At 71.5% G+C, this 12,028-nt stretch carries 8 protein-coding genes; 4 read left to right on the forward strand and 4 right to left on the reverse strand.

Annotated elements, in window-relative coordinates; genetic code table 11:
* The first annotated feature begins 496 nt into the window (after window positions 1-496).
* The 4 genes from ACXJLU_RS30920 (at window position 497) to ACXJLU_RS30935 (ending at window position 3,948) form a co-directional block, all read left to right on the forward strand.
* Complete coding sequence (locus tag ACXJLU_RS30920; protein ID WP_073463440.1) at window positions 497-745, forward strand: hypothetical protein; 249 nt, start codon at window positions 497-499, stop codon at window positions 743-745.
* A gap of 140 nt (window positions 746-885) precedes the next feature.
* Window positions 886-1,962 (forward strand): sensor histidine kinase, encoded by a 1,077-nt coding sequence (locus ACXJLU_RS30925; protein ID WP_457337596.1) that lies wholly within the window; start codon window positions 886-888, stop codon window positions 1,960-1,962.
* Complete coding sequence (locus ACXJLU_RS30930; RefSeq protein ID WP_457337597.1) at window positions 1,950-2,654, forward strand: LytR/AlgR family response regulator transcription factor; 705 nt, start codon at window positions 1,950-1,952, stop codon at window positions 2,652-2,654. Before ACXJLU_RS30925 ends, ACXJLU_RS30930 begins: the two co-directional genes overlap by 13 nt.
* Window positions 2,655-2,751: 97 nt before the next feature.
* A complete protein-coding gene (locus ACXJLU_RS30935) occupies window positions 2,752-3,948 on the forward strand; it encodes an acyltransferase family protein (RefSeq protein ID WP_457337598.1) in 1,197 nt (398 codons plus the stop codon).
* Here the strand turns inward: ACXJLU_RS30935 and ACXJLU_RS30940 are convergent.
* The 4 genes from ACXJLU_RS30940 to ACXJLU_RS30955 form a co-directional block, all read right to left on the reverse strand.
* Window positions 3,899-6,439, reverse strand: coding sequence for a DUF6493 family protein (locus tag ACXJLU_RS30940; RefSeq protein ID WP_457337599.1), 2,541 nt, complete (start codon window positions 6,437-6,439; stop codon window positions 3,899-3,901). The two genes, ACXJLU_RS30935 and ACXJLU_RS30940, sit on opposite strands and share 50 nt — an antisense overlap.
* Window positions 6,440-6,441: 2 nt before the next feature.
* On the reverse strand, window positions 6,442-7,797 hold the full coding sequence (locus ACXJLU_RS30945; RefSeq protein ID WP_457337600.1) for an SWIM zinc finger family protein: 1,356 nt from the start codon (window positions 7,795-7,797) through the stop codon (window positions 6,442-6,444).
* Window positions 7,798-7,804: 7 nt separating this feature from the next.
* Window positions 7,805-8,851 (reverse strand): histone deacetylase family protein, encoded by a 1,047-nt coding sequence (locus tag ACXJLU_RS30950; RefSeq protein WP_457337601.1) that lies wholly within the window; start codon window positions 8,849-8,851, stop codon window positions 7,805-7,807.
* Window positions 8,851-12,028: DEAD/DEAH box helicase (locus ACXJLU_RS30955; RefSeq protein WP_457337602.1), on the reverse strand; the 3,178-nt coding region annotated here is incomplete at its 5' end. The genes ACXJLU_RS30955 and ACXJLU_RS30950, both read right to left, overlap by 1 nt.

The raw sequence follows: 12,028 nt of genomic DNA on the forward strand, positions 1-12,028 counted from the left end.
GTCCATGAGACCTCGAGTCTTGCGACTCTTCGGCACTCGCCTTCTAACGCCCACACTTATCGGCTGTTAATTTTTAAAGAGCTGCAAACCGGCTTCGCCGTCTTGCTTTGCTGTCCGATCTATCTCGTTCAGCGCAGCCTTAGACTGTAGCACCTTTTTGCTCGACTTCAACAACTTGCTTGATTTTTTTCGTCCGCCGCTTTCGCCGCCTGCCGAAACCAATCTGTTGCCTTGGTCGCTTCGTTGATTTGTCATCAGCGAAGCCCACGATTATGCACAGACGTCTTTGGATCGTCAACACCATAACCCCTGCAGTTTTGTCGGGATTCTCTGAAATGCCGCGACACACCGAGAGTCCCTTCATTCCGCCGCCGGGGCTTCGCAGGCGGCGAGCCATCGGCGAGAATCCGCGCCCTGCCCCCGTTGGGAGGCGCGTCCGTCCGTCTGGTGGCAAACAGCGGTCGGCGTTGATAGAGCCAACATACAAGAGACCCCGATGTACGACACGCCCTTCGTCAACAACCCCTTCGAATCGACCATTGACCCCGGCACCGTCCTGCAACGCGTTGAACAGTCGGCTGGCATCGCCCAGCTGCAACGCCGCGTGTTCGCCCGTGCCGACAAACTGCGCGGCGTCGCCGCCGACCTGATGGAGCACGACGCCAAGATCGAGGCGCTGTTCGCGAACGGCCCCCGTGCCGGTACCGCGCTCAAGAAAACGACCAAGGGCAAGGCCGAGGCCTGATCCCCCTGCGCAGCGCGGCCTGCTGTCCGGTCCGCGCTGCGCCCTTCTCCCTACCCCCGCTCTACCCCCCACCCCTCGCCGGACCCCGCTCACCCCAGAGCCGTGGCACCCGCGGCGACCCAGGGCAACAATGCGTGAGCATGACCGCCCTCCCCGACGACCTCGCCGTGCCCGCTCCGCGCGCGGCCATCGCCTTGGCATGGAGCATCTTCTGCGTGCTGATGATCACCATCGGCATCCAGGATCACCTGCGGCAAGGCGGCAGCACGCTGTGGAAGCCGCTGCTGTGGGAAGGCAGTTCGCTGCTGGTCGCGAGCCTCATCGGAGCGCTGCAATGGCGCGGGGCCGCCCGGCACGACGCCCTGCTGAACCGGCCCTGGCGCTGGTTCTGGCTGCGGCTGCGCTGGTTGCCGCTGATCGCACCGGCCTTCGTCTGCGCCGTCTATGCGCTGCGCCACGCGGTCCACGCGGCGCTCGGTTCGCCCTACCCGCACGACCCGTGGCCGGTGGTGTTTCGCTACGAAACGCTGAAGTTCTCGATCTTCTACCTGCTGTTCGTCGCGGTGGTGTTCGGCCTGCGCTCGCACGCCGCGCTGACGCAGGCACGGTGGCGGCTGGAGCGCGAGAGCCGTCTCGCGAAGAGCGCGCAGCTGCTGCAACTGGCGCAGCAGATCGAGCCCCACTTCCTGTTCAACGCGCTCAACACGATCGCCTCGACGGTGCACACCGATCCCGACCTGGCCGATTCGCTGCTGACGCGCCTGGCCGCGCTGCTGCGTGCCGCCACCGACCTGGCGCGCCGCCCGGAAAGCGCGCTGTGCGACGAGCTGGCGCTGCTCGAGGCCTATGCCGCGATCATGCGCGAGCGCTTCGCCGACCGCGTCGAGATCGTGTTCGAGTTCGATCCCGCCGCGCAGTCCTGCCTCGTGCCCACGCTGCTGTTGCAACCCCTGCTGGAGAACGCGTTCCGCCACGGTGTCGAGCGCCGGCTGCAGCCCACGCGCATCGTCGTGCGCACCCGGCGCGCGGGCGCCCGCCTGAGCCTCGAGGTGGAGGACGACACCGGCGAGCTGCACGGCACGCCGACGCCCGGCGTCGGCCTCGCCAACCTGCAGCAGCGCCTGGCCGCGCGCCACGGCGCCGACGCCGCGTTCTCGCTGCAGCCGCGTCCCGAAGGCGGCGTGCTGGCCCGCATCGAGCTGCCATGCGTGTGCTGATCGTCGACGACGAGACGCCGGCACGCGAGCGCCTGCGCCGGCTGCTGCTGGCCTTCGACGATGTCGAAGTGGTCGGCCAGGCCCGCGATGCCGCCGAGGCCCTCTCCGCCGTCGCCGCGCTGGCCCCCGACGCGCTCTTCCTCGACGTGCAGATGCCCGGCCCGAGCGGGCTGGACGTCGCCGCGTCGCTGCCCGACCCAGCGCCGGCCGTCGTCTTCGTCACCGCGCACGACCGCTACGCGCTGCAGGCCTTCGACGCGGCCGCTGTCGACTACCTGCTGAAGCCGGTCGATCCGCAACGCCTCGCGCAGTCGGTGCAGCGCCTGCGCGAACGCATCGCCGCCCCGCGCCGGCCGGCGCGGCCGGCGCAGCTGCTGGTGGCCGAGCGCGGCCGCACCGAGGTGGTGGCGGTCGCCGAGCTGCTGTGGCTCGAAGCGGCCGACAACTACGTCGTGCTGCACACCGCCGACCGCGCGCCGCTGCTGCGCCGCACGCTGAGCGGGCTGCTGGCCGACCTGGGCCCGGGCTTCGTGCGCACGCACCGCGGGGCCGCCGTCGCGCTGGCGCAGGTGCGACAGATCGAGCCGCTCGGCAAGGGCGATGCGCTCGTGCACCTGCCCGCGGGCCAGTCGGCACCGTGCAGCCGCCAGTTCCGCGCCGAATTGCTGGCGCAGTTGGCCACCCTGCGCTGATCCGCTTCGCCCCGCCGAGGACACGCTTCGTCCCGGCAGGCTCGCCACGCGGCGCCCCCGGCCTCAGGCTGACGGCATCCCTGCCACGGAGGCGCCCATGACCATCCCGTCCGACGACACCACCCGCCGCTACCCGCTCGACTGGCTGCGCATCGCCGCGTTCGCGCTGCTGGTGCCGTACCACGTGGGCATGTACTACGTGAGCTGGGACTGGCACATCAAGAGCCCGCGCTGGCAACCGTGGCTCGAACCGTGGATGCAGATGCTGTCGCCCTGGCGCATGGACCTGCTCTTCATCGTCTCCGGCGCCGCCACCGCGCTGATGCTGCACGGCCGCGCACCCAGCGTGCCGTGGCTGCGCCGGCGCAGCGCGCGCCTGCTGCTGCCGCTGCTGCTGGGCATGCTGGTGATCGTGCCGCCGCAGTCGTACTTCGAGGTGCAGCGCCGCTACGGCTACACCGGCAGCTACCTCGACTTCCTGCCGCTGTACCTGCGCGGCGGCGCCGGCTTCTGCGATGCGGTGCACGGCTGCCTGATCCTGCCGACCTGGAACCACCTCTGGTACCTGCCCTACCTGTTCGCCTACACGGTGCTGCTGTGGGGGCTGCTGCGCCTGTGGCCCGGCGCGATCGACGCGCTGGCGTCGGCAGCGCTGCGCGCCCTGCGCGGCATCGGCCTGCTGCTGGTGCCGATCGCACTGCTGTTCGTGTCGCGCCTGCTGCTCGCCCGCCGCTTTCCGGCGACGCACGCACTGGTCGACGACTGGTTCCTGCACCTGCAATACCTCGGCATGTTCCTGTTCGGCGCGGTCGTCGCTCGAGCGGCGCCGATGATGCTGCGGGCGCAGGCCTGGCGCTGGCCGGCATTGGTCGCGGCACTCGGCGGCTGGGTGGCGCTGCAGTTCCTGCTGATGTCGGGCGAGGGCGTGCCGTGGATGCGGGCGCTCGCGTTCTCGGTGCTGCAATGGAGCGCGCTGGTGGCGGCGCTCGGCTTCGCGCAACGCCATGCCGATGTCGATGCGCCCTGCCGCCGCACGCTCGCCGAGGCGGTGTTCCCGCTCTACCTGCTGCACCAGACGCTGATCATCCTGCTCGCGCAGGCGCTGCGGCCCGCCGAGCTGCCGTTCGCCATCGAAGCACCGCTGCTGGTCGGCGGCACCTTCGTGCTCGGCTGGCTCGGCTACCGCCTCGCGCTGCGCAGCGGTGCGGCGCGCATCTGGTTCGGCCTGAAGCCGGACGGCGCGCTCAGCCGAGCGCCAGCAACTGCTTCTGAAGCGCCTTCGCCCGGCCGCTGAACGTGCCGGCCTGCAGCGCCTCGCGCACGGGCGCGGGCAGCGGTTGCCCTTGCTGCAGCAGCAGCTCATGCAGCAGCTCCAGCAGCGGCACCGTGCCGGGTGCGGCCTTCAGCGCCACCCCCAGCACGTCGATCAGCGGCGCGGCGAATGCCGGTGCCGCCCGCAATGCCGCATCGAAGCTCTTGCGCAGCCGCGGCGGCTTGACCAGCGGCGTCGCAAGCAGGTCCCTCAGCGTCGCGGCGAAGGCATCGACCGGCAGCCGCTCGTCGGCGTGGGTCGCGACCAGCGCGTCGATCGCCAGCGCCGTCTGCCCAGGATCCTTGCCGGCCAGCGCGAGGGCCAGCACCAGCAGCGCCATCGGACCGATCGCCACCGTGTCGTCCAGCAGCGGCAGCAGCCAGGCCCGGTTCTGCCACTGCGCCTCGCTCCAGTCGAGGTTGTTACCGAGCGCCAGCGCGCCCTCGGCAAAGAAGGTCTCCATCTCGCCGGGCACCAGCGTCGCGCTGTAGCGGATCATCGCCTCGTCGATGCCGGCAAAGCTCCACCAGCGGTAGTGGCGACGCGCACGCTCCACCGCGGGGGCGCGACGATCCTGCGCGATCGAGCCGGTGTCGGCGGTGCGCGCCGGCAGCGCGTCGACCTGCAGATGGTGATGGTGGTACGTGGTGTCGAGGTAGGTGTGGCTCGTGCTGTGCACGTGCCAGCTGAATGCCGGCATCGGCCCTGTGATCGCGAGCGCCGGCGCAGGCACCCTCAAAGAAGCGAGTTGCAGCTCGAGCGGATCAGGCTGCAGGCCGGCCGCGGCATGCGCCTGCAGCCGCTGCGCCAGCACCTGCGGATCGATGATGCCGCGCCGGTGCGTCGGTGCCGACAACGGCGACCACCCGCGGCCCTGCGCCGCCTGCGCCATCAACGCGTCGATGCGCGCGATCAGCCCGCCATGCGCAGGACTTTCGTTGCCGCCATGGTCCACCACCGGCGTTGACGCGGTGCGCGTGCCGTCGCAGACGAACATCAGCAGCCGCCCGAGCTCCCGCGCCACCGGCGTGCGCAGCTTCGGCACGCGCTTGCGCACCGGTGCCAGCAGCGCGCGGGCCGCATCGTCGAGCGGCGCGGCGCGCACCAGCGCGTCCAGCACCCGCTCGAACTCGTCGACCTCGGTGTCGTTCTCGAACACGAACGCGATCCGCTCGACCAGCGCATGCAGGCCGTCGATCGGCGGCAGGCGGCGGCTGTCATCGAGGACGCCCACCACCTGCTGCTGCACTGAGGAGACCATCGGAGCTGCCCTCGGCACCCCCTCGTCAGCTCCGGTCAGCGCCGACAACTGCGCCCGGTTGCTCGCGGCGATGCCCGGCGCCTGGCGCTGCAGCCCGGCCCGCACGCCATCGTCGACGCCCCAGGCCTCGATGCGCTGCAGCAGTTTCTTCTGCAGCTCGGCCGATTCGTGGAACAGCCCGTCGCAGGCGAGCCGCGCCAATGCGCCCTTCAACGCCGGAGCGCGCTTGTCGATCTGCTCGCACAGCCGCAGCGCCGCCTCGACCTGGCCCTTGCTGCCGCGCCCGAACACCGGCTGCAGCGCGGCCATCAGCGCCTGCGGTGCTATCGGTGCCGCGGCGTCGATCCGCTTGATCGCATCGAGTGCCAGCGTGACCGTCGGCGGAATCCGGCTGCTGCACAGCGCGAGGTAACGGTCGAGGTTCGCCCGCAGTTCCTGCGCGCTCGGGGCCAGCTTCGCGTGGAACGCACAGAACCAGCCGCTGCGGAACTGCGGCCAGTCGCGCGCCAGCGCGGCCAGCGTGCGGTCGATCAGCACCGCCCGCTCGAGCGCGCCCTGCTCGCAGAGGTCGGCCAGCACCTGCACCCAGCACTGCTCGACCGGCAGGTACTTGTCGATGCCGGCCAGGCTGACCTCGGAGGTGCCCTCGATCTCGAACATGCGCAGCAGCACGCCGGCCAGCCCCGGGTCGGCCGCAAAGCGGGCCGGCAGGTCGTTGCGAAAGCCGGCCCGCCGCGGCAGGCTCATCAGCCCGAGCGTGTAGTCGTCGCAATCGGCGCCCGGCCGCTCGATGAGCCCGGCGAGCATCAAGGTCTGCACCTGGTCGATGCGGTTCGGCGAGAAGCCCATCAGCGCCTCGCCCAGGCCCTCGAGCGCCGGTGGCCGAAATTCGCGGGCGATGGGCAGCACCGCATCGGTGTCGACCATCATCGCCGCGACATCCTTCGCGGTGCAGCACACCATCAGCGCGGCATCGACCAGGTGGCGCTGCGCGGGCGTCGGCGCGTGGCCCCAGGTGTCCGAGCCGTTGGAGGGCGAACCGAGCGCCGCCCAATGCGCCAGCTGCGCCAGCTTGGCCACCGCCAGCACGCTGGCGCGCTGGGCGCGGCGTTCGGCCGGCGTCATCGCACGCATGCAATCCAGGCCAGCCTCGACCTCGCCGGCGTGCAGGTGACGCTCAAGCGCCGTCGAAGGCATGAAGCGCGCAGCCATCGTCAATCTCCCGCAGCCCGCGCTGCCTCGGCCGCCAGCACATGCTTGCACGGCCCGCGCTCGCCGCGGTGCTTCGCGAACCAGGGGCAGGTGCACTGCATCTCGCCGTCGACCTCCCGCACCCGGTGCAGCACTTCGCTGCCCTGCACCGACGCATCGAAGGGCTGCTGCGCATGCACCGTCACCGCGCCCTGCTGCAACAGCTCGCGCGCGTCGCGCAGGCGCGGGTGCATGTCCTCCACCTGCGACAGGTCGAACGGAAGCACCCGGTGAAAGTACGCGCCGGCGCTGAGGTCGTAGCCGACGAGCCCGCTGCTGCCCAGCACGCGCAGCCCGTCAGCGACCTGCTGCGGCGGCAGCTGCAACTCGCCGGCCACCGCGGCCACGTCCAGCGACGGCAGCCACTGCAGCTTCGCGCGCAGCAGGTCGAAGCCGGCGCCCGGGTCGTCGCCATGGCGCAGCAGCGCGCGCAACACCTGGCCTTCGCCGGAGAAGCCGCGCCAGGTCTCGGCGCTCAGGGCCAGCGTGATCCGGGCGATGCCGAAATCGAGCACCCAGGCGCTCGCCTGCTGCCCGGCGTCGGCATACGCGGTGAGCCGCAGGGCGCGCGCGAGCAGCGGCTCCAACAGGCGCAGCCGCGCGGTCTCGGTCACGCGCACCCCGGCATCGACCGGCTGCGTCGTCGTGTAGAGCCCGGCCGCGCCGTTCGCCACCCACAGCGGCGTGCGCCGCGTCGACGCGCGCGGCAGCCCGCGGATGAAGCGCTGCGCCGCCAGGCCGCTGACCTCGAAGCGCGCTTCCATCGACGCGAGGTAGGACTGCACCTCCACCATGCCGCGCAGCCAGCGCTGCGGCAGCGCGACCTTGCGCTCGATGGCCTCGTGCTCGCCGCTGCGCAGCTTCAGCTCGTCGCGGCCGACCGACAGGTCGAGCCCGGCCGCGTCGCTGACCTGCGCGAGCGCCGCGCGCATCGGCGCATTGAAGTCGACGTTGGTCGTGCCCTTGCCGACGATCTCGCCGTCATGGGCCTCGGGCAGCAGATCGACCCGCGCGTACGCGCTGCAGCACGATGAGAAGCCCTCGAAGCGGAGCAGCCCGCCGCCGCAGGTGACGACCGGGTCGGCCAGCGCGAGCGCCTTGGCCAGCATGCCCGGCGGCGTGAAGAAGCGGCTGCCGACGACCTGCTGCACGGTGGTCAGCAGCTCGGCGCTCAGGCGCGGCGATCGAAGCCGGCCTTCGAAGAAGTACGGATGCGCGCGGCCATCGGCATCGGATGTCGCGAGCAGCAACTGCGGCCGCTCGCCGGATCGAAGGCTCGACGCGTGCGCGTAGCGGTACGACTGGGCGATCGCTGCCATCGGCCGCTCACCCGCCGCGCTCGAAGCCTTCGAGCACGTTGACCGCGTTGACGCCGACCTCGGCCACCGCGTAGCCGCCCTCGAACACGAACACCGTCGGCAGCTGCAGCCCGGCAATGTCGCGCCCGACCTGCAGGTAGTCGGCGCTGCGCAGCGCGAAGCTGGAGATCGGATCGCCCTCGAAGGTGTCGACGCCGAGCGACACCACCAGCGCCTGCGCGCCGAAGCGGCCGAGCGCTTCTCGCGCGGTGTCCAACGCGGCGCGCCAGCGCTTGAAGTCGGTGCCGCGCGGCAGCGGCAGGTTCAGGTTCGCGCCTTCGCCGTCGCCGCTGCCGCGCTCGTCGGCATGGCCGAGGTAGAACGGGTATTCGGTGCGTGGATCGCCGTGCAGCGACACGGTCAGCACGTCGCCGCGCGCGTAGAAGATGCTCTGCGTGCCGTTGCCGTGGTGGTAGTCGACATCGAGCACCGCGACGCGGTCGAAACCACCATCGCACAGCGTCTGCGCCGCCAGCGCCGCATTGTTGAGGAAGCAGTAGCCGCCGAAGAAATCGGCGCCGGCGTGATGCCCCGGCGGGCGCGTCAGCGCAAACGCGCTGCGCTGCGCGCGATGCGCCACCGCCTGCGCCGCATCCACCGCGCACGCGGCACCGGACCGCGCCGCCTGCCAGGTGCCGGCCGTCAGCGGCGTGCCGGCGTCGAACGAGAACAGGCCCATGCGCGCCGCGAAGTTGTCGGGCAGCACGTCGTCGCGAAATCCGCGCACCGGCCACACCGACGGCAACGCGTCGACCTGCGCATTCGCCGGATCGAGCGCAACCCAGTCGTCCCAGGCCCGCGCGAGGAAATCGAGGTAGCGCCCGCTGTGGATGCGCCGCAGCACGTCCATCGACACCTCGCCCGGCTCGCGCAACTCACCGAGCGGGCGCCGCTTCAGCTCGGCCAGCACGTGGTCGAGCCGGTCGGGCACCTCGTGGCACGGCACCAGCCGGCCGCGGTACATCTCGTGCCGCCCGGCATGCAGGTGATGCACCGGGTTGTGGACCGTCAACATCACTCACCCTCCTTCGGCGCGCCATCGGACAGCGGCTTGAACAGGTCGTCGAAATCTTCCGCATTCAACGCCGCGTCGCTCGCCACGCCCTTCAGCAGCAGGTCCGCGAGCCCGGCCTTGCGGGCCTGCAGCTCGATCATCTTGTCTTCGACCGTGCCGCTGGCCAGCAGCTTGTAGACGAACACCGGCTTGTCCTGCCCGATCCGGTAGGCACGGTCGATGGCCTGCTGCTCGACCGCCGGGTTCCACCACGGGTCATACAGGATCACGGTGTCGGCCGCGGTCAGGTTCAGCCCGACGCCGCCGGCCTTCAGGCTGATCRGGAACAGCGGCACCTCGCCCTGCTGGAATTGCGCGACCAGCCCGGCCCGGTCGTCGGTCTCGCCGGTGAGCAGCAGGTAGGGCAGCTTGAGCCGCACCAGCTCCGGCTCGATCAGCGCCAGCATCTCGGTGAACTGCGAGAACAGCAGCACGCGCCGGCCGTCTTCCACCAGCGTCGGCAACAGGTCGAGCAGCAATTCGAGCTTGGCCGACGGCGCGGCCTTGCCGACGGCGGCCTGCGCATCGCCCTTCAGCAGCCGCGGATCGCAGCACACCTGGCGCAGCTTCAGCAGCGCGTCCAGCACCATGATCTGGCTGCGCGCGAGGCCCTGCTTCTCGATCGCGTCGCGCAGCTTCTCGTCCATCGTCGCGCGCACCGTCTCGTACAGGTCGGCCTGCGCGCCGGACAACTCCACGCGCAGCAGCGTCTCGGTCTTGGCCGGCAGCTCCTGCGCCACCTGCTGCTTGGTGCGGCGCAGGATGAACGGCCGCACGCGCCGCGCGAGGTGCTGGGCCTGCAGGTGATCCTGCCGCTTCTCGATCGGCTGGCGGTAGCGCTCGCGGAACTGCAGCTCGCTGCCGAGCAGGCCCGGGCAGACGAAATCCATCAGGCTCCACAGCTCGCCGAGGTGGTTCTCGAGCGGCGTGCCGCTCAGGCACAGCCGGTGCTGCGCGCGCAGCCCCTTCAGCGCGAGCGCGGCCTGGCTGCGGCTGTTCTTGATGCGCTGCGCCTCGTCGAGCACGACGTAGTGCCAGTCCTGCGCGGCCAGCACGTCGATGTCGCGCACCGCCAGCGGGTAGCTGGTGATCACCAGGTGCGCCTGGCCGAGGCGCTCAAAGTGCTGCATGCGCCGCGCGCCGTGCAGCACCAGCGTCTTCAGCTGCGGCGTGAAGCGCTGCGCCTCGGTGTGCCAGTTGTCGACCAGGCTGGTCGGCACGACGACGAGCGAGGGCCGGTCGAGCCGGCCGGCGTCGAGCTCGCCCTGCAGCAGCGCGAGCGTCTGCAGCGTCTTGCCCAGGCCCATGTCGTCGGCCAGCACGCCGCCGAGCCGGGCGCGGCGCAGGAAATCCATCCACGCCAGGCCGTCGAGCTGGTAATGCCGCAGCGTGGCGTTCACATGCGGCGACGGCTCGACCGGCGGCAGCCCGTTGCCGTTGCCCAGGCCGCGCAGTTCGCGGATCAGCGCATCGAGGCTCGGCGGCGCGACGACGCGCGCGCCGGCGGTCAACGCATCGAGCGTGCCGAGGTCGAAGCGCGACAGCTGCACGCTGGCATCGGCGGCCTTCATCGTCGGCTTCTCGAACACGCCGCGCAGCCAGTCGAGCAGCGGCGCGATGCGCTGCACCGGCACGCGCAGCAACCGCTGGCGCGCCGGCGCACCGAGCGGCAGCGGTGCCGATGGCGGCGCCTCGCCCGGCCACGGCACCAGCACCTCGCCGGTGCCGGCGCGCAGCGCGCTGTCGACCTTCAGCCAGCCGCTCTGCACCAGCCCCACCAGCAGCGGCACCAGGTTCACCGGCTGGCCCTCGACCGTCAGCTTCAGGCCGAGGCGGAACCACTCGCTGCCCGGGTCCTGCTGCAGGTCGACGGTCCAGTCGTCGGCCTCGTGCAGTTCGAACGGGAAATCGTCGTCGATCTCGACCAGCCAGCCCTGCTCCTTCAGGCGCGGCACCTCCTGCGTCAGCAACTGCGGCCATTGGTCGCGCTGCTGCGGCACGAAGATCATCGGCTGGCCCTCGAGCGCCACGCCGTAGCCGGCGCTGACGATGCGGCCGCTGCCGAAGCTGGATTGCCGCTGCATCGCGGCGCCCGCCGCAAGGCTCCACGGGCGCAGGCGCAGCGGGTCGGTCATCGCCCGCACGGCCGCGGCCTCGGCGTCGGCATCGCGATCGAAGCGCGTCAGCTGCGAGGTGGTGGCGCCGCTGACGCGGGTCGCGTCGAGGAAGGTGGCTTCGGCCTGCCCGGCCGGCAGGTGGTAGTCCACCGGCGGCATGCCCGGCACGCGGTAGCGCAGCAGCAGTTGCACCGAGGCCTGGCGCGGCGCGTGGTCGCTGACCAGCGGGCGGCTCGCGCGGGTGCCGAAACGCTGGTGCAGCATCGCCTCGGAGGCGGCGTCGACGCAGGTGCCCAGCCGCAGCACCGGCACCAGCGCCAGCGTGCCGAGGTTGCGCAGCGCACGCGCCTGCTCGTCGGGCACCGGCAACTGCAACCCGCGCTGCACCGCCAGGCCTTGCAGCCGCTCGGTGAAGGACGACAGCAGCTCGGCCGGCACCGGCGGCATGCGCGACAGCCAGTCGACCACCGGCGCATCCGGGGACACGCCCTGCAGCGCGGCCGGCCGCAGCGCCAGCCCGCCGAGGTCGATCGCCTGCGGCTCGGGCAGCATCACGACGACCACCGGCTCGTCCTCGGGGCCGCGCCACTGCGTGTGCCAGTCGCCCATCTCGTCGGCGAACCAGTGCAGCGAGACGGGCAGCGGTTCGTCGACGCGCTGCGCCGCCGCACCGGGCGGATGCGGCAGCTCGCCGAGCGACGGCGGCACGATCCAGGCGCGCCCGCTGCGCAGGATCAGCTCGACCACGGCCAGCGCGTCGCGGCCCCGCATCGGCAGCGAGCCGGTGTTGACGTTCGGGCCGAGCAGCGGCAGCAGCGCGGCCAGGATCTCCAGGTCGGCCGGCGCCAGGTAGGCGGGCCGGTTGCGCAGCATGTCGATCACGCTCGGCGAGTGCGGGCGGTGCGAACCGAGCTCGCCGGTGCGCCGCAGGCTGCCCAGGTGCAGCGTCAGCACCAGCGTGCCGGCGCGCGCGGCCAGCACGTACATCAGCGTGCGCTGCGGCACGGTGGCCGCGCTCGGC

The sequence above is a fragment of the Rhizobacter sp. P5_C2 genome (genome assembly GCF_054049715.1).

Bases quoted from the DNA above. Each gene is read 5' to 3' on its own strand.
- ACXJLU_RS30930 (WP_457337597.1), top strand. From the start codon at position 1,950: ATGCGTGTGCTGATCGTCGACGACGAGACGCCGGCACGCGAGCGCCTG.
- ACXJLU_RS30940 (WP_457337599.1), bottom strand. From the start codon at position 6,439: ATGGCTGCGCGCTTCATGCCTTCGACGGCGCTTGAGCGTCACCTGCAC.
- ACXJLU_RS30935 (WP_457337598.1), top strand. From the start codon at position 2,752: ATGACCATCCCGTCCGACGACACCACCCGCCGCTACCCGCTCGACTGG.
- ACXJLU_RS30925 (WP_457337596.1), top strand. From the start codon at position 886: ATGACCGCCCTCCCCGACGACCTCGCCGTGCCCGCTCCGCGCGCGGCC.
- ACXJLU_RS30920 (WP_073463440.1), top strand. From the start codon at position 497: ATGTACGACACGCCCTTCGTCAACAACCCCTTCGAATCGACCATTGAC.
- ACXJLU_RS30950 (WP_457337601.1), bottom strand. From the start codon at position 8,851: ATGTTGACGGTCCACAACCCGGTGCATCACCTGCATGCCGGGCGGCAC.
- ACXJLU_RS30945 (WP_457337600.1), bottom strand. From the start codon at position 7,797: ATGGCAGCGATCGCCCAGTCGTACCGCTACGCGCACGCGTCGAGCCTT.